Source organism: Amycolatopsis sp. NPDC104863 (genome assembly GCF_055582965.1).
Window position 1 is genome coordinate 131,812 of record NZ_JBVJOW010000010.1, and the last position, 17,174, is coordinate 148,985.

Annotated in this window: 18 protein-coding genes; 3 read left to right on the forward strand and 15 right to left on the reverse strand. The window is 71.2% G+C overall.

Features of this window, described 5'->3' with window-relative positions:
- Positions 1-94: 94 nt before the first annotated feature.
- The 3 genes from ACZ63J_RS41945 to rlmN all read right to left on the reverse strand — a co-directional run bounded on the left by ACZ63J_RS41945 (position 95) and on the right by rlmN (position 2,316).
- On the reverse strand, positions 95-460 hold the full coding sequence (locus ACZ63J_RS41945; protein WP_465310639.1) for a YciI family protein: 366 nt from the start codon (positions 458-460) through the stop codon (positions 95-97).
- 450 nt (positions 461-910) lie between these two features.
- Positions 911-1,177 carry a hypothetical protein gene (locus tag ACZ63J_RS41950; RefSeq protein ID WP_465310744.1) on the reverse strand — a complete coding sequence of 89 codons (267 nt, stop codon included), beginning with the start codon at positions 1,175-1,177 and terminating at the stop codon, positions 911-913.
- A 32-nt stretch (positions 1,178-1,209) separates the two neighbouring features.
- Positions 1,210-2,316 carry a dual-specificity RNA methyltransferase RlmN gene (rlmN, locus tag ACZ63J_RS41955; protein WP_192782494.1) on the reverse strand — a complete coding sequence of 369 codons (1,107 nt, stop codon included), beginning with the start codon at positions 2,314-2,316 and terminating at the stop codon, positions 1,210-1,212.
- Positions 2,317-2,484: 168 nt separating this feature from the next.
- Here rlmN and ACZ63J_RS41960 point away from each other — a divergent pair, with 168 nt between their 5' ends.
- Positions 2,485-3,081 (forward strand): hypothetical protein, encoded by a 597-nt coding sequence (locus ACZ63J_RS41960; RefSeq protein ID WP_465310637.1) that lies wholly within the window; start codon positions 2,485-2,487, stop codon positions 3,079-3,081.
- On the opposite strand, the gene ACZ63J_RS41965 is transcribed toward ACZ63J_RS41960, so the two are convergent.
- From ACZ63J_RS41965 to ACZ63J_RS41990, 6 genes are all read right to left on the reverse strand, one after another.
- Positions 3,074-5,377 carry a transketolase-like TK C-terminal-containing protein gene (locus tag ACZ63J_RS41965; protein ID WP_465401770.1) on the reverse strand — a complete coding sequence of 768 codons (2,304 nt, stop codon included), beginning with the start codon at positions 5,375-5,377 and terminating at the stop codon, positions 3,074-3,076. The genes ACZ63J_RS41960 and ACZ63J_RS41965 overlap by 8 nt on opposite strands.
- Before the next feature lie 107 nt (positions 5,378-5,484).
- Entirely contained in the window at positions 5,485-5,970 is a 486-nt protein-coding gene (locus tag ACZ63J_RS41970) for an Lrp/AsnC family transcriptional regulator (protein ID WP_465310635.1), read from the reverse strand.
- A 13-nt stretch (positions 5,971-5,983) separates the two neighbouring features.
- Complete coding sequence (locus ACZ63J_RS41975; RefSeq protein WP_465401769.1) at positions 5,984-6,991, reverse strand: ABC transporter substrate-binding protein; 1,008 nt, start codon at positions 6,989-6,991, stop codon at positions 5,984-5,986.
- Positions 6,981-7,799 (reverse strand): ABC transporter ATP-binding protein, encoded by an 819-nt coding sequence (locus ACZ63J_RS41980; RefSeq protein ID WP_465401768.1) that lies wholly within the window; start codon positions 7,797-7,799, stop codon positions 6,981-6,983. The genes ACZ63J_RS41975 and ACZ63J_RS41980 overlap by 11 nt, the downstream gene beginning before the upstream one ends.
- A 10-nt stretch (positions 7,800-7,809) precedes the next feature.
- Positions 7,810-8,826 carry a FecCD family ABC transporter permease gene (locus tag ACZ63J_RS41985; RefSeq protein WP_465401767.1) on the reverse strand — a complete coding sequence of 339 codons (1,017 nt, stop codon included), beginning with the start codon at positions 8,824-8,826 and terminating at the stop codon, positions 7,810-7,812.
- The gene (locus ACZ63J_RS41990) at positions 8,823-9,830 is read right to left on the reverse strand and encodes a FecCD family ABC transporter permease (RefSeq protein WP_465401766.1); all 1,008 of its coding nucleotides are present in this window, start codon (positions 9,828-9,830) and stop codon (positions 8,823-8,825) included. Before ACZ63J_RS41990 ends, ACZ63J_RS41985 begins: the two co-directional genes overlap by 4 nt.
- A 161-nt stretch (positions 9,831-9,991) precedes the next feature.
- Between ACZ63J_RS41990 and ACZ63J_RS41995 the strand changes: the two genes are divergently transcribed.
- Positions 9,992-10,618, forward strand: coding sequence for a PadR family transcriptional regulator (locus ACZ63J_RS41995; RefSeq protein WP_465310634.1), 627 nt, complete (start codon positions 9,992-9,994; stop codon positions 10,616-10,618).
- Here ACZ63J_RS41995 and ACZ63J_RS42000 read toward each other — a convergent pair.
- Positions 10,555-11,367, reverse strand: a complete 813-nt coding sequence (locus ACZ63J_RS42000) for a class I SAM-dependent methyltransferase (RefSeq protein WP_465401765.1) — start codon at positions 11,365-11,367, stop codon at positions 10,555-10,557. The two genes, ACZ63J_RS41995 and ACZ63J_RS42000, sit on opposite strands and share 64 nt — an antisense overlap.
- A 113-nt stretch (positions 11,368-11,480) precedes the next feature.
- On the opposite strand from ACZ63J_RS42000, the gene ACZ63J_RS42005 reads away from it, so the two are divergent.
- Entirely contained in the window at positions 11,481-12,326 is an 846-nt protein-coding gene (locus ACZ63J_RS42005; protein ID WP_465401764.1) for a VOC family protein, read from the forward strand.
- Here ACZ63J_RS42005 and ACZ63J_RS42010 read toward each other — a convergent pair.
- The 5 genes from ACZ63J_RS42010 to tsf all read right to left on the reverse strand — a co-directional run bounded on the left by ACZ63J_RS42010 (position 12,314) and on the right by tsf (position 16,994).
- Positions 12,314-13,639, reverse strand: a complete 1,326-nt coding sequence (locus ACZ63J_RS42010; protein ID WP_465401763.1) for an MFS transporter — start codon at positions 13,637-13,639, stop codon at positions 12,314-12,316. The genes ACZ63J_RS42005 and ACZ63J_RS42010 overlap by 13 nt on opposite strands.
- An 80-nt stretch (positions 13,640-13,719) precedes the next feature.
- On the reverse strand, positions 13,720-14,712 hold the full coding sequence (locus tag ACZ63J_RS42015; protein WP_465401762.1) for a phosphatidate cytidylyltransferase: 993 nt from the start codon (positions 14,710-14,712) through the stop codon (positions 13,720-13,722).
- Positions 14,712-15,269 (reverse strand): ribosome recycling factor, encoded by a 558-nt coding sequence (gene frr, locus ACZ63J_RS42020; RefSeq protein WP_392773704.1) that lies wholly within the window; start codon positions 15,267-15,269, stop codon positions 14,712-14,714. Before frr ends, ACZ63J_RS42015 begins: the two co-directional genes overlap by 1 nt.
- A gap of 49 nt (positions 15,270-15,318) precedes the next feature.
- Positions 15,319-16,062 (reverse strand): UMP kinase, encoded by a 744-nt coding sequence (gene pyrH / locus ACZ63J_RS42025; protein ID WP_072480944.1) that lies wholly within the window; start codon positions 16,060-16,062, stop codon positions 15,319-15,321.
- Between the two features lie 116 nt (positions 16,063-16,178).
- A complete protein-coding gene (gene tsf / locus ACZ63J_RS42030) occupies positions 16,179-16,994 on the reverse strand; it encodes a translation elongation factor Ts (RefSeq protein ID WP_465340256.1) in 816 nt (271 codons plus the stop codon).
- Positions 16,995-17,174 lie beyond the last annotated feature (180 nt).

The following is a 17,174-nucleotide window of genomic DNA, read 5'->3' on the forward strand; positions in this document are numbered from 1 at the left end:
CGGCGTTCCTTCCTCGCTTCGCTCGTTCGGTACGCCTTCGCGTTCGTTGTGTCTTGGGGGGGGGGGAAACCCCCCCCCCCCCGGGGAGCCGGTGTCAGCCGGGGATCTCGTCGAACTCGACGACCTGGCGCACCTCGACCTCGATCTCGGAGTCGAACAGCTCGACGTAGCTCTTCGCGAACTCGACGGCCTCGGCGCGGTCGGCGGCGTTGATCAGCGCGAACCCGCCGATGACCTCCTTGGCCTCGGCGAACGGGCCATCGGTGACCCGAATGGCGGCGCCCCGCGGCTTGCGGACGAGCGCGCCCTTCTCCGACGGGTGAACGCCCTCCGCCGTGATGAGGATGCCCTTCTCCGCCGAGTCCTGGATGAACGCGCCCATCTTCTCGATGAACTCCTGGCTCGGGTTCCAGGCTTCCGGCTGGCTCTCGTCGAGGCGGTGCATCATGAGGAAACGCATGGCTAGCTCCCTGGTCGTTCTCGGCCGTGGCCCGGTGTGTTCCGGACGCGGTGACCGGCCTTCACCCCCGCGTCGAACAGCCGCGCGCGACGTTCGACATTTCTCTCCGAAGATTTTTCCCGGAGATTTTTCCGGCAGCGTAACCGGGGGCAAGGCCGGGGGTGACCGCGTCAGACCAGGGTCATCGTCGAGACGTCGGGCAGCCGCCCGGGCGGTTCGTCGGTGACCCAGGCGTACTCGATGGCCGACAGATAACCACCGCCGACCCAGACACCGGTGCGGGAGCGACGGAAGCGGGTACGGCGAGGTCAACACTCGGCTGTCCCTCCGCCCACCTCGCGACGACCCGGCAATGCGGCACCTGCGCACGGAGCCGGTCCACGCCGGCGAACTCCGGCAGCAGCATGAACTCGAGAACCGCGCGTTCCGCCCGCGTCGGATCGCGGGGAGTCAGCGGTCGAGCCAGGGAGCCAGCAGCTTCTCGAGGTCGGCGTCCGACAGCGCCCGGGGGCCGCCGTGGAACTCGTGCCAGCGGGACGCGTCGCACGCTGCCGCGTACTCCACCTCGAACGCGCGCATCAGGACGTACATGAACGTCACCGAGCTGAACCGGTCGCCCAGCAGCGTCCGGGCCTCGCGGGCGACGTCCGTCGCGCCGGTGAAGTCCGCGAGCTTCAACGATTCCGCGGCCGGGTCGAGCAGGCTCGGGGCGTACATCACGACGATTTCTCCATCACAGAAACGAAAAGTCAGCCTTCGGCGGCAAGCTGCCCACACGCGGCGGCGATCTCCTGGCCGCGGGTGTCGCGCACCGTGCACGCTACTCCACCGGCGTTCACCAGCCGCACGAACTCCCGCTCCACCGGCTTCGGCGAGGCGTCCCACTTGGACCCCGGGGTCGGGTTCAGCGGGATCACGTTCACGTGCACCAGCTGCCCCAGGTGCTTGCGCAGCCGCTTCGCCAGCAGTTCCGCCCGCCACGGCTGGTCGTTGATGTCCCGGATCAGCGCGTACTCGATGGACACCCGCCGCCCGGACGTGTCGGCGTAGTACCGAGCGGCAGAGAGCACCTCATCCACCGACCAGCGCTCGTTCACCGGCACCAGCGTGTCCCGCAGCTCGTCGTCCGGCGTGTGCAGCGACACCGCCAGCCGCACCTGCATCTTCTCGTCCGCCAGCTTCCGGATAGCCGGGGCCAGGCCCACGGTCGACACCGTCACCGACCGCTGCCCGATGCCCAGACCACCCGGCGCGGGATCCGTGATCCGCCGCACCGCGGCCACCACGCGCTTGTAGTTCGCCAGCGGCTCACCCATGCCCATGAAGACGATGTTCGACAGCCGGCCGGGACCACCCGGCATCGTGCCGTCGCGCATGACCGCCGCCGCCGAGCGGACCTGGTCCACGATCTCCGCCGTCGACAGGTTGCGGTCGAGGCCGCCCTGGCCGGTCGCGCAGAACGGGCAGGCCATGCCGCAGCCGGCCTGGCTCGAGATGCACAGCGTCGCGCGGTCCGGGTAGCGCATCAGGACGCTCTCCAGGAGCGTGCCGTCGTGCGCGCGCCACAGCGTCTTGCGGGTCGCGCCGTTGTCGGCCGCCAGCGCGCGGACCTCGGTCAGCAGCGTCGGCATCAGGTCCGCGACCAGCTTCTCGCGGGAGGCCGCCGGGATGTCGGTCATCTCCGCCGGGTCGACGGTCAGCCGCGAGAAGTAGTGGTTGGACAGCTGCTTCGCGCGAAAGGGCTTCTCCCCCAGCTCGGCCACGGCGGCGGCCCGCTCGGCCACCGAAAGGTCGGCGAGGTGACGCGGCGGCAGGCCGCGCTTGGGCGCGTCGAAGACAAGGGGGAGGGCAGTCATAACCGAACCAGTGTCCCACGCCCCCGGAACCCCCGCCCGCACCGCCCCGCACCGCCTGTACCCCAGGTCACCCCGGGCCGGCGCCGGCCGCTGGATACAGTTCGTCGACCTCCCGGGAAACCGGCCGGGCCGTCCGGGAGTCGAAGGGCCGAGGAAAGAGGTGAGCCCGTGTCCTTCCGGCACATCGTCGTGGCCGTCGCGGTCGTCGTGAGCGCTGCTGCCTGCAGCACCTCCACCGCCGGGCAGGCGCAGCCCGTTCCGACCGTCACCAAGGCCGCCGGGCCGCAGGTCGTCGTCGGGACCATGCACGTCGCCCTGCCGGTCGGGGCGACCTACACCGCCCGCACCGATGACGGCCTGCTCGACGGCTGCGTCGGCAAGGGCACCGTCGTCTGCGCGGCTCGGCTGCTTGACCTGCGCGAAGCGACTTCGGACCCCAACGCGCCCATCAACCTCCCGAGCGCGAAGCGGCCCTTCGGCTGGTACACCGGCACGGACGTGCCGACCTGCATCACCGCCGCGTCGCCGCCCGGGGATGCGGCCGTGGCCACCGGCAGCACCTTGCTCGACTCCGGGTTCAAGCCGGTCGGGCCGAAGAAGGCCGAGTACGGCCACTGGCAGGTCACCTGCGAGGACGCGACGCAGAACAACCAGGTCCGGATGTGGTGGCTGCCCACCAGCAAGATCCTCGTGGTCGAGTACGGCTCCGGCACCGACTGGGACAAGGCCGTCGACACGATGCTCGAGGGCGCGACCTTCAGCTGACGACGTCGAGCGCCGCGCGGATGATCGAGTCCGTGTCGATCCCGTGGTGGCGATAGACCTCCTCGAGCGACCCGGACTGCCCGAACCCCGTGACGCCCAGCGCGACCGACGGCACCCGGTTGACCCCGGCGAGGAACGCCAGCGTGTGCGGGTGGCCGTCGAGCACCGAGACCAGGGGACGCGCCCGCGACGCCGGGAAGACCTGGTCGAGGATCCACGACTCGGCGCTCCCCCGGCCCGACCGCGCCTGGACCGCCTCGAAGAGCAGGCCCGGACTGGTCACGCAGACGACGTCGGCCTCGACGCCGACCTGGGCCAGCCGCTCGGCCGCCGCCAGGGTGTCCGGCACCAGCGCGCCCATCGCCGCCAGCGTCACCGCCGGGGACTCCGACCGCCGCAGGAGGTACGCGCCCGCCACGACCTGGCGGCGACGGCGTTCGCGCGCCGCCGGGTCCGCCGGCACCGCGGCCAGTGTCTGGTCCACCGGACGCGTCGACAGCCGGAAGTACGACGACGTCCCGCCCGGCTTGCCGAGCCGGCCGAGCGCGGCGAGCAGCGTCCACTCGGTGTCGATCGCGAACGCGGGTTCGTAGCTGACGCAGCCGGGCTGCTCGATGCCGATCGACGGCGTGGTGATCGACTGGTGCGCGCCGCCTTCCGGGGCGAGCGTGACGCCGGACGGCGTGCCGATCAGGATCGACTGCCCGCCCGCGTAGATCCCGAACGACCACGGCTCGAGCGCGCGCTCGACGAACGGGTCGTACATGACGCCGATCGGCAGCAGCGGCTCGCCCCAGCGGCTCCAGGTCGCACCGAGCTCCCCGAGCAGGCCGACCAGGTTCGTCTCGGCGATGCCCAGCTCGAGGTGCTGGCCCGTCGGCTTCTCGCGCCAGTGCATGATCGTCTCGGGGTCGTCCTCGAACCAGTCGCGGCGCTCGGTCGCCGACCAGACGCCGACCTTGTTGACCCAGCCGCCGAGGTTGGTCGTCGAGCTGACGTCCGGGCTGACCGTCACCACGCGCTTCGCCGCTTCGGGCGCTTCGCGCGTCAGGTCGAGCAGGACGCGTCCCAGCGCGGCTTGCGTCGTCGCGGTCCCGGACGGCGTACGCCCGATGTCGACGGGCATCTCGAGCGAAGGCAGCGAAGGAACGTCCGGACGGCGAAGGCGTGAAGCGACTTCAGCGCACAACGCGGCTTCGGACGACTCCGCCGCGAAGCCTTCCCACGGCGAAGAAAGATCCGTACCCAGCGAAGAAGCCAGCTCCTCCATCTGCGCGACCGTCAGCAGCGAAGAGTGGTTCTGCGGGTGCCCTTGCGTCGGCAGGCCGCGGCCCTTGACGGTGTAGGCGAAGATCACCGTCGGCCGGCTGTCCGAAATGGACGCGAAGACCTCGTCGAGCGAGCCGAGGTCGTGGCCGCCGAGGTTCCGGATAGCGGCCAGGAGCGTCTCGTCGTCGAGGGACGCCACCAGCGAAGCCAGCGCGTCGTCGCCCGCGGGCAGCCGGTCGCGCAGCTGGGCGGCGTCGCAACGCAGCAGCCGCTGGTACTCCGGGTTCGGCATCGCGTCGATCCGCGCGCGCAGCTCGGACCCGCCCGGCCGGGTGAACAGCTCTTCCAGCAGCCGCCCGTACTTCAGCGTCAGGACCTGCCAGCCGGCCGCGTCGAACATGCCCTGCAGCCGCCCGGCCGCGATGTTCGGCACGACCCGGTCGAGCGACTGGCGGTTGAGGTCGACGATCCAGACGATCTCGCCCAGCTCCGCGACGCCCGGGTCGAGGATGGCCTCCCAGATGGCGCCCTCGTCCAGCTCGGCGTCGCCGACCAGCGAGTACTGCCGTCCGGTGCCGGCGGACGAGCCGCGCGTGGTCAGGTAACGGCGGGCGAGCGCGCCCCAGATCGGCGCGGTGGCGCCGATGCCGACCGAGCCGGTCGAGTAGTCCACCGGGTCGGGGTCCTTGGCGCGGCTCGGGTAGCTCTGCAGCCCGCCGAACTCGCGCAACGTCGGCAGGTACGCCTCGTCCAGCTCGCCGAGCAGGTAGTTGATCGCGTGGAGCACCGGCGACGCGTGCGGCTTCACCGAGACGCGGTCCTCGGGACGCAGGTGCCGGAACCACAGCGACGTCATGATCGACACCAGCGACGCGCACGACGCCTGGTGCCCGCCGACCTTCAGCCCGGACGGGTTGGGCCGGACCCGGTTGGCCTGGTGCACGATCGCGGTGGCGAGCCACAGCACCCGCCGTTCGATCGCGGCGAGCGTGTCCGTCGCCTGAACGGTCGCGGAGGGCTGGGTCATCGTCGACACCTTTCGTGCAGGAAGCGCACACCAGGACACCACCGGTGGACGCATCGCACAACCGATGCCCCTCGAAGTGCGCAGAATGCACACCACAGCGCGACGGCTCAGGCCTCCGGCTGCGCAGAATGCACGCGCTCCAGAAGCGGCGTCAGCCGGTACGGGACGAGCTCGCGCATGACGAGCGAGATGTTCGTCCGCTCGACGCCCGGCGAGGCGAGGATGTGCCCGGCGATCCGGTAGAGGTCGTCGGCGTCGACCGCGACGACCTGCACCATCAGGTCGCTCGCCCCGGTCAGCCCACAGACCTCGGTGACCTCGGGGATCGTGGCGAGCGCGTCGGCGATCTCGGCGAGCCGCCGCTGGTCGACCTGCGCGTTGACGAACGCGCGCAGCGGGTAGCCCAGCCGCGCCGGGTCGATGCGGCGCTCGAACGAGGAGAGCACGCCGCGCTGTTCGAGCCGGGCGAGCCGGGCCTGCACCGTGTTGCGGGACAGGCCCAGCCGCTCGGCCAGCGCGACCGCCGTCGAGCGCGGGTCCGCGCCGAGCGCCAGCAGGAGCCGGGCGTCGATGTCGTCGATGGTGTCGGGCACGCCCCCGATCGTCTCAGCCCAGGTACTTCTTGAGGTCGTCGAGGACCTTCATCGCCCCGATCGGGCCGAGGCCGAGGAACCACACCGAGTCGTCGACCGGGATCGCGTGCTTCGCCTTGACCGCGCTCAGTCCCGCCCACAGCCCGCTGCTCGTGACGGCCTTCTCGTCCGCGCTGGGGCCGGCGCCGAGGCTGGAGTAGAAGATCCAGTCGCCGTCGGCCTCGTCGATGCGCTCCTTGGAGATCGTCGCGGCGAGCTCGGTGATGTTCTGGTTCGCCGGCCGCGCCAGGCCGGTGTCCTTGAGGATGACGCCGATGAACGACAGGTTCCCGTAGAGCCGGATGCCGGCGGAGTGGAACCGCAGCAGCGAGATCTTCGGCGCGCCCTTGACCGCGGCCTTCAACTCGTTCGCGCGCTTCTGGTAGTCGTTCAGCAGCCCGGTCGCCTGCGTCTCCGCACCCAGCGACGCCCCGATCAGGAGCAGGTTCTCCTTCCACGGGAACCCGGGCCGGATGCTGAACACCGTCGGCGCGATCTTCGACAGCTGCGGGTAGAGGTCGTTCGCGCGCAGCTTGCTGCCGAGGATCAGGTCCGGGTTCAGCGCCGCGATCGCCTCGAGGTTGAGGTTGCTGACCCCGCCGACGGCCGGGATGCCCTTGGCGCGGTCGGCGAGGTAGGCCGGGACGTCGTTCTGCCCGGCGTTGGTGGCCATGCCGACCGGGGTGATGCCGAGCGCGAGCACGTCGTCCAGCTCACCGCTGTCCAGCACGACGACCCGCGTCGGCTTCTTGTCCAGCTTCGTCTTGCCCAGCGCGTGGGTGACGGTGCGCGGGAAGACACCCGGGCCGACGTCCGCGCCGAGCTTCGCGGTCTCGCTGTCCGCGGTGGAGAACAGCCGGCCGCCGGTGGCGACGTCCTGGTCGCCGACACCGGACGTGCTGGGCTTCTCGGGCCGGCCACAGGCGGCCAGCAGCGTGACGGCCGCGAGTGCGGCGGCCAGGCGAGTCCACTTAGGACGCATCGGGGGTTCCTTCTTCTCGGGGGGTGGCCCGCCGCCGGCCGATCGGGACGATGAGGGGCGTGGCGGAGACCGGGTCGGGGATGACCCGGCAGGGCAGGCCGAAGACGTCGGCGACGAGTTCGGCGGTGAGGATGTCCGCGGGCGCGCCTTCGGCAGCGATCCGGCCGTCCTTCATCGCGATCAGGTGGTCGCCGTAGCGGGCGGCCAGGTTGAGGTCGTGCAGGACGATGACGATCGTCCGGCCGTCCTCGGCGTTCAGCTCGGCCAGGAGATCGAGGACGTCGACCTGGTGGGCGATGTCGAGGAACGTCGTGGGCTCGTCGAGCAGCAGCAACGGCGTCCGCTGCGCCAGCGCCATGGCGATCCAGACGCGCTGGCGCTGCCCGCCGGACAGCTCGTCGACCGGCCGGTCGGCCAGCTCGACGGTGTCGGTCGCGAGCATCGCCTTCGCGACGGCGTCGTCGTCCTCGTCACTCCAGCGGCGGAACATCCCCTGGTGCGGGTAGCGGCCGCGGCCGACGAGGTCGGCGACCGTGATGCCCTCGGGCGCGGTCGGCGACTGCGGCAGCAGGCCCAGCACCGTCGCGACGTCCTTGCTGCGCAACGTCGTGATGCCCTTGCCGTCGAGGTAGACCGCGCCGGCGGTGGGCGTGAGCAGCCGCGCCAGGCCGCGCAGCAACGTCGACTTCCCGCAGGCGTTGGTCCCGACGATCATCGTGACCTTGCCGGGCGGGATGCGCACGGACAGGTCCTTGACCACGCGCAACGGCCCGTAGCCCAGGTCCAGGTGCTCGGTGTGCAGTGTCACGGCGTTCCCCTCACACTCGCCCGGCGCGGTTGGCGGTCGCGAGCAGCCACAGCAGGTACGGCGCGCCGACCGCGCCGGTGACGACGCCGACCGGCAGCTGCTCGCCGAGCAGGTGCTGGGCCGCGAAGTCGCCCAGCAGCACGACGAGCGCGCCGGTCAGCGCCGCCGGGACGAGACCCGCGCGGGCGCCGCCGACGAGCCGCGTCGCGATCGGGTTGGCCACAAAAGCGACAAACGAGATCGGCCCGGCGGCGGCCGTCGCGAACGCGGCGAGCGCCACGGCGACGACCAGCAGCGCCAGGCGGCTGCGTTCGACGTGCAGGCCGAGCCCGGCGGCGGTGTCGTCGCCCAGCTGAAGCCCGGTCAGCGCGCGGCCGAGCAGCAGCGCCGCGGGCAGCAGGACGACAAGGGCGGCGGCCAGCGGCGCGGCGTCGGCCCAGGTGCGGGCGTTGAGGTTGCCGGTGAGCCAGATCAGGGCCTGCTGCGCGAGGGTGACGTCGGCCCAGGTCATCAGGTACGAGACGACGCTGGTGAGCACCGCGCCGACCCCGACGCCGACGAGCACGAGCCGGTAGGCGTGCACGCCGCCGCGCCGGGACAGGAGGTAGATCGTGGCGCCGGTGAGCAGCGCGCCCGCGAGCGCGGCGGCGGACACCACGGCCCCGGCGGCGTTGAACACCACGATCGCGACCACGGCGGCCGCGCTCGCGCCCTGCGTCACGCCGATGACGTCCGGGCTGGCCAGCGGGTTGCGCAGCAGGCGCTGGAAGAGCGCCCCGGCCGTCCCGAACGCGACGCCGACGAGCAAGCCGGTGACCGCGCGCGGCAACCGGAGCTCGGAGACGACGTAGGCGGCGCGGCCGACACCGTCCCCGAAGAGCAGGCCGGGGAGGTCGCCGAGCGGCACCGGGAAGTCCCCGACGGCCAGCGAAGCCGCGAAGACGACCACGATCGCGAGGAAGAGCAGAAGCGACACCGTCCGCGCCCGGACCGCGCCTCGGCGGCGCGCGGCGACGACCACGTTCACACCGCCACGACCTTCCGGCGGCGCACCAGGACCACGAACACCGGCGCGCCGACCAGCGCCGTGATGATCCCGACCTGCACCTCGGCCGGCCGCGCGACCACGCGGCCGACAACGTCGGACACGAGCAGGAGCAGCGGCGCCATCAGCGCGGAGTACGGCAGCAGCCAGCGGTGGTCCGGCCCGGTGACGAGCCGCGCGGCGTGCGGCACGGTCAGCCCGACAAACGCGATCGGCCCGGCGATCGCCGTCGCCGCGCCACAGAGGACAACAACGGCCAGCGCGCACACCAGGCGCGCGACCGTGACGTTCTGGCCGAGCGACCGCGCGATGTCCTCGCCGAGCGCGAGCGCGTTGAGCTGCCGGACGGCCAGCAGCGCGAGCACCACACCGGCCAGCACGAACGGCACGGCCTGGGTGACCGTCGCCGCGTCCCGGCCGGTCAGCGAGCCGACCTGCCAGAAGCGGTACTGGTCGAACGTCGTGGCGTCGGTCAGCAGCAACGCGCTGGTCACCGACGCCAGCGCGGCGGTCACGGCGGCACCGGCCAGCGCGAGCTTCACCGGCGTCGCGCCCGCGCGCCCGAGGGAACTGATGCCGTAGACGACGGCGCCGGCGACCGCGGCCCCCGCGAAGCCGAACCAGACATACCCGCCGACGCTCGTGAGGCCGAAGGTGCCGATGCCGAGGACGACGAACAACGCGGCGCCGGCGTTGACCCCGAGCAGGCCCGGGTCGGCGAGCGGATTGCGCGTCGCCCCCTGGATCACGGCGCCGGACAGGCCGAGCGCGACCCCGGCGAGCACGCCCGCGAGCGTGCGCGGGAGCCGGAGCTCGCGCACGACGAGGTGGTCGGGGTTGCCCGGCTGGAAGCGGAAGAGCGCGTCCAGGACCGTGCCGGGGCTCAGGCCGCGGGTGCCGACGGCGACGCTGAGCAGCACGGCGGCGGCCAGGGCGGCGGCGAGGACCAGCAGCCCGGCCGTCAGCGGGAGCGAGCGGGTCCGCACGGGTCGTTACCTTTGCTAACAGGTGTTTAGGCTTGCCTACCCTATGGGTCGGAACTTGAAGGCTCAAGCACCGTGAGCGGCATCACCGCGGCAGGGTTGCCAGCCGACCGTTTCCGATATATCGTGAAGCAGTCGCAATCGTTCGAGAAAGGAACACAGACATGCGTAGGCAACGACACCCCTTCGCCCACGAGCGTGGGCGCGCACCTTTCGGCCCCTTCGGTGGTTTCGGCGAGTTCCCCCCGGGCTTCGGCCCTGGTGGTGGACGCGGCCGGGGTCACGGACCGGGCAGGCGGGGTCACGGCGGACGGCGCAGCCGCCGCGGTGACGTCCGCGCCGCGATCCTGGCGCTGCTCGCCGAGCAGCCCCGGCACGGCTACGAGATCATCCGCGAAATCGGCGAGCGCTCCGGCGGCTTCTGGCGGCCGAGCCCCGGCTCCGTCTACCCGACGCTGCAGCTGCTGGCCGACGAAGGCCTGGTCGTCAGCAAGGACGAGCACGGCAAGAAGCTCTTCGAGCTGACCGACGCCGGCCGCACCGCCGCGGAAGAGCAGGACAGCACCCCGCCGTGGGAGCAGATCGCCCAGGACGTCGACCCGACCGAGGTCGGGCTGGCCAAGGCGGGCAAGAACCTGGCCGCGGCCGTCGTGCAGATCATGCGCGCCGGCACCGAGAGCCAGCAGGCCCGCGCGGCCGAGGTGCTCAACGACGCCCGGCGCTCGCTCTACGGCATCCTCGGTGAAGACGAGGACGAGTCCTCGGCTTCCGCCGAAGAAGCAGCCGAGTGACCTGGCAGGACGAGGCCGGTGGGCTTCACCCGCGCATGGACGCGGTAGCCCACCGGCAGCGTCAGGTCTTCACCGCGTTTCCCGTTACGCTGCAACGACTCCGCGATCGCCTGTTCGGCGACGGGCTTGCTGAACTCGATCTTCAGCACCGCTTCGAGGTCCGCGGCGGTCGCGAAGCGCCACTCGGTGGCCACGCGGCGGCAGCCGAACCCGGCCCGCGCGAAGAACCGTTCGACGGCGACCGGGTCGTAGTGCGGTAGGTCGGCGCGCATCCAGCCGCCGTAGGGCTCGCTGGTGACGTCGAGGTCGACGATCACGATCATCCCGCCCGGCCGCAGCACCCGCTCCGCCTCCGCCAGCCCGGGTTCGCAGCCGGGCCCGAAGAAGTACGCCGTGCGCGCGTGGACGAGGTCGACACTCGCGCTGCGGACCGGCAGCCGCTGGGCCCGGCCCAGCTTGACGTCCACGTTCGACAGGCCGGCCACCCGTTTCAGCGCGTCCCGCACCAACGGCTCGTGCGGCTCCACCCCGAGCACCGATCCCGCCTCGCGGGCGAAGCGCGGCAGGTGGAAGCCGTCACCGCAGCCGACGTCCAGCACGTCCCGGCCGGCCCAGTCGAACTCCTCACGCAGCGCGCGCCAGATCTCGCCGCCGACGTCCTGCGCCCGGTTCTCCAGCTCGTAATCCGACTGGTAGTACCAGATGTTCGGACTCGGCACGACTTCCGCGCGCCGCGACGACCACCGCACCCGCTGCTCCTTCCGGGGCCTTCTGTGCCGACAGTGATTTTCCGGCGTCGAAATCTTGGCGGAAACCTTACCGATCACGCCTAGAATTCGGTGGGTCTCGGGAGGAGCACTACATGGCATTCGGCCCGTCCAGTACCCCGTCCCCGGTCCCGGCCGGAATTCCGTGCTGGATCGAGCTGGCCTGCCGCGAGCAGGCCATCGCGGAAAGATTCTACGGTGCCCTCTTCGGCTGGGAGTACACCACTCAGCGAGATCCGGCGACGTCCGACGGGCGTTACGCCATCGCCACGCTCAACAGCCTTCCCGTCGGCGGCCTCTACCGAGCCGCGCAGGGCGCGCCGCTGGGCTGGATGCCGCACATCTCCGTGCCGCACACCGCGAGCGCGGCCGAATGGGTGGAACACCTCGGCGGACGGCTGACGCTCGGCCCGATGCCGATCCCGCAGCGCGGAACGATCCTGCACGCCTACGACGCGTGCGGCGCGCCGGTGGTGTTCTGGGAGGTCCCGCCGGACTGGGAGTTCGTCACCGGGATCCCCAACACCTTCAGCGGCGCGGACCTCAACACGCACGACGGCGTCGCGGCGGATCACTTCTACACCAAGCTGTTCACCTATTCCAGTCACCAGATCGGCGACGGCGAATCGCTCGACTACGCCGAATGGCTCATCGAGCACGAGCCGGTCCTGTACCGCTACGTGATGGGTTCGGAATACAGCCTCGAGACCCCGCCGCACTGGCTGGTGTACTTCGACATCGACCCCGCGCGCGGCGTCGATGCGGTCGCGGGCGAGGCGCTGATGAACGGCGGCACCGTCGTGATCCAGCCCTACGACACCCCGTTCGGCCGGATGTCGATCCTCGCCGACCCGGAAGGCGCCGTCTTCGCGGTGATCGACCACTCGCGCGTCGCCGAAGGCTGGGGCCGCGCCGAGGTCGACGACCCCTACGACGACTGACGCCCGAGCAACGCCAGCACCACGACCAGCGCGTACCCGCCCGCCACCAGCCACATCCCGGTGGCGGGCAGCAGCGCGCCGACGAGCGCGACCCCGATCGCCCCGCCGGTCTGGCGCGACGCGTTGAGCACCCCGGCCGCCAGCCCGGCCTTGTCCGGCAACGAGTTCATGGCCAGCGACGTCATCGCCGGCATCGCCAGCGAACAGCAGCCGAAGACGACCGAGACCACGACGAACGGCACCAACGCGCGGTCGACGGGCAGCAACGCGAAGCCCACCGAGCCGGCCAGCCCGGCCAGCGCACCGGCGATCATCGGGGCGCGCGGGCCGAAGCGCCCGGTCAGGCGTCCGCTGAAGAACGCGTTGAGCCCCACGGCCATCGTCACCGGCACCAGCGCGAGACCGGCGGCGAGCGCGCCCAGTCCCCACTGCCGTTGCAGGTACAGCGCCAGGGCGAACAGGGTGCCGTAGAGGCAGAAGTTGAACAGGCCGCCGACGCCGGTCGCCACCGCGAAGTTCCGGATCTTCAGGACGCCCAGTGGCAGCACGGGGTCCGGCACCCGCCGTTCGACCAGGACGAACACCACTCCGGCCAGCACTCCCCCGGCGATCAGCACGAGCGTCGTCGACGCGGACCAGCCCGCGTGACCGGACTCGATGAACCCGGCGACGAGGCAGGCCAGCGCGGCCGTGCCCGCCAGCTGCCCGGCGAAGTCCAGGCGGGTCGACTCGTGCCGAGGCGGTTCGGCGACGGCTCGGCGTGTCAGGACGATCGCGACGATCCCAACCGGCACGTTCACCGCGAACACCAGCCGCCAGTCGGCCAGGCCGACGGCGAGCCCGCCGAGCACCGGACCGGCGGCGAGGCCGACACCGCTCATCCCGCCCCACACACCGAGCGCGCGGGCCCGCGCCTTCGGATCCGGGAACTGGTGGACGATCAGCGCCAGCGACGACGGCAGCAGCGCGGCGCCGCCGGCCCCCTGCACGGCGCGCGCGGTGATCAGCCAGGCGGCCGAACCTGCGAGCGCGCAGCCGATGCTCGCGAGCACGAAGACGGCGACGCCTGCTTCGAAGACCCGGCGGGACCCCCACCGGTCACCGGCCGCGCCCCAGGTGAGCAGGAACGCGGCGAGCGTCACGGTGTAGGCGTCGACGACCCACTGCAACGCGGCGGTGGACGGTTCGCCGAAGTCGGCCCCGATCGGTGGGAGCGCGAGGTTCACGATCGTCGCGTCGAGCGTGATCATCAGGAAGCCCAGGCAGACGGCGGCGAGTGCGAGCCGGGCCGGGGCGCGGGTTCCGGTGGACATGCCCCGAGTCAAACCCCTGGACACTTCGGTGGTCCACGAACCATCGCCTACCTCTGGTAAGCGGAACCTCCCACCGCAGGTCAGCCCAGCGGCACGAACGCCGAAAGCAGCAGCCAGGACACGACCGCGGACGGCAGCAGCGAGTCGAGCCGGTCCATGATCCCGCCGTGCCCGGGCAGCAGCGTGCCCATGTCCTTGACGCCGAGGTCGCGCTTGATCAGCGACTCGACGAGGTCACCCAGGGTCGCGGTGAGCACGATCGCGACACCGAAGATCACGCCCTGCCAGACGTGGCCGTCGAGCAGCAGGCTGAGCGTCAGCGCTCCGGCCACGACCCCGCCGACCAGCGAACCCCCGAAGCCTTCCCAGGTCTTCTTCGGGCTGATCGTGGGGGCCATCGGGTGCTTGCCGCCGAGAACGCCGGCGATGTACCCGCCGGTGTCCGAGGCGACCACGCCGATCAGGAAGGTGAGGACCCGCCCGACGCCGTCCGAAGGCGGCACGAGCATCGCCGCGAACGCGCCGAAGAGCGGCAGGTAGGCGGCGGCGAACGTCGACGCGCTGATGTCGCGCAGGTAGCCCTTGGCGCCGCCGGGCAGCCGCCACAGCAGGCAGGCGAGCACGGTGAGGACAAACGCGGTGAGCGCGCCCTCGCGGCCGAACGGCCAGGCCAGCCAGATCATCGCCTGGCCGCCGACCAGCACCGGGATCATCGCGACGCGGATGTCGGCGACCCGGCGCAGCACCCCCGCGAACTCGAAGGTGCCGACCGCGATCGCGATCGCGATGATCCCGATGAACAGGAACCGGACGGTGAGCAGGGAAACGATGATCGCGGCGCCGAGCAGCAGCGCCACCCCGATGGCCGCGGGCAGGTTGCGGCCCGCCTTGGAGGCCTTCTTGGCTTCGGGCGCCGCACTCTCCGGAGCGGCTTCCGCCGGACCGGCGGCCCCGTTCGGCCGGGCCGCGGTCTCCGCCGCCGGCTCGCCGGCCACCGCCGGCCCCGGGGCGGCCGCCGGCTCTTCGCCGACGCCGTCCACCCGGTCTTCTCGTTCCTCGCTCACCTGTGCCATCAGACCTCGAGCAGCTCGGCTTCCTTGTGCTTGACCAGCTCGTCGACCTTGTGGGAGTACGTGTCGGTGAGGTTCTGCAGCTCCTTCTCCGCGCGCACGACCTCGTCTTCGCCCGCTTCGCCGTCCTTGCCGATGCGGTCGAGCTCTTCCTTGGCCTTGCGGCGGATGCTGCGGATGGTCACCCGCGCGTCCTCACCCTTGCCCTTGGCGACCTTGACCATCTCCTTGCGCCGCTCTTCGGTGAGCTGCGGGATGACGATCCGGATGACCTGGCCGTCGTTGCTCGGGTTGACCCCGAGGTCGGACTCGCGGATGGCCTTCTCGATCGCGCCGAGCTGGGTCTGGTCGTAGGGCTTGATCAGCGCCATCCGGGCTTCCGGCACGTTCACGCTGGCCAGCTGGTTCAGCGGGGTCGGCGCGCCGTAGTACTCGACCACGATGCGCGAGAACATCGACGAAGTGGCCCGGCCAGTGCGCACCGAGGTCAGGTCGTCCTTGGCGACGGACACCGCTTTTTCCATCTTCTCCTCGGCGTCGAGGAGGGTCTCGTCGATCACGGCTACTCCCGGTGTTGTGATGGTGTGGCGCTTGCTGATCCCAGCAGGTCTAGGCCGGCACCCCGTCGGCGGGGGTGCTGACCAACGTGCCGATTCTTTCACCACTCACCGCGCGGGCGATGTTCCCCTCGGTGAGCAGGTTGAACACGATGATCGGCATGTTGTTGTCCATGCAGAGGCTGAACGCCGTCGCGTCGGCGACCTTGAGGTCCCGCTCCAGCACCTCGCGGTGGGTGATCTCGCGGAACATCTCGGCCGTCGGGTCGCTCTTCGGGTCCGCGGTGTAGACCCCGTCGACGGCCTTCGCCATCAGCACGGCCTCGCAGCCCAGCTCGAGCGCGCGCTGCGCGGCCGCGGTGTCGGTGGAGAAGTACGGCATGCCGACCCCGGCGCCGAAGATCACGACGCGGCCCTTCTCCAGGTGCCGTTCGGCGCGGCGCGGGATGTAGGGCTCGGCGACCTGGCCCATCGTGATGGCGGTCTGCACGCGGGTGGGCAGGCCCTCCTTCTCCAGGAAGTCCTGCAGCGCCAGGCAGTTCATCACGGTGCCCAGCATCGCCATGTAGTCGGCGCGGTCGCGGTCCATGCCGCGCTGCGAGAGCTCGGCGCCGCGGAAGTAGTTGCCGCCGCCGATCACGACGGCGACCTGGACGCCGGTGCGGGCGACGTCGGCGATCTGCTGCGCGACCGAGTGGACGACATCCGGATCGACGCCGATCGAACCACCGCCGAACATCTCGCCGCCCAGCTTCAGCAGCACCCGCCGGTAGCCACCTTCGACCCGGTCACCCATCTATGTCGCCTCCTAGGCCCCTCGACCTGATCATTCTTCTCCTGGACCCGACAGTGCCCCGTCCCCGATGGACGGAGACGGGGCACTGGGGGTGAAACCTACGCCCGGACCAGGCCTCAGGCCTGGCCGACCTCGAAGCGCGCGAACTTGGTGATCGTCACGCCGGCCGCGTCGAGCAGGGCCTTGACGGTCTTCTTGTTGTCCTTGACCGACGGCTGCTCGAGCAGGACGTTGTCCTTGTAGTACGCGTTGACCTTGCCCTCGATGATCTTGGGCAGGGCCTGCTCCGGCTTGCCCTCTTCGCGGGCGGTCTTCTCCGCGATCGAGCGCTCGTTCTCGACGATCTCGGCGGGCACCTCGTCGCGGGTCAGGTACTTCGCGCGCAGCGCGGCGACCTGCATGGCGGCGCCGCGGGCGGCCTCGGTGTCGTCACCGGTGAACTCGATGAGCACGCCGACGGCCGGCGGCAGGTCCGAGCCACGACGGTGCAGGTAGTTGGTGGTCTGGCCCTCGAAGGACACGACCCGGCGCAGCTCGAGCTTCTCGCCGATGCGGGCGGAGAGCTCCTGCACGACCTCGTTGACGGTCTTGCCGTCCAGCTCGGCGCCCTTGAGGGCGTCCACGTCGCTGGTCTTGAGGGTCTTCGCGACCTCGACGATCTTCGCGGCGAGCGCCTGGAACTCGGCGTTCTTCGCGACGAAGTCGGTCTCGGAGTCGAGCTCGATCAGGACGCCGCCGTCGCCGGCGACGAGGCCCTCGGCGGTGGCGCGCTCGGCGCGCTTGCCGACGTCCTTGGCGCCCTTGATCCGCAGGAACTCGACGGCCTTGTCGAAGTCGCCGTCGTTCTCCTCCATCGCCTTCTTGCAGTCCATGAAGCCGGCGCCGGTCATCTCGCGCAGGCGCTTCACGTCAGCGGCGGTGTAGTTCGCCATTCTGCTAAATCCGTCCTTTTCAGGTACGTGAAATCCTTGGGGGGTGCTACGCCCGTGGGGGGGGGGGGGGGGGGGGGGGAAGGGGGGGGGGGGGGGAGGGGGGGGGGGGGGGGGGGTGGGGGGGGGGGGTGGGTGGGGGGTCGCGTGGTGGTCTCCTCACAAGGATTAGACTGCGTTCAT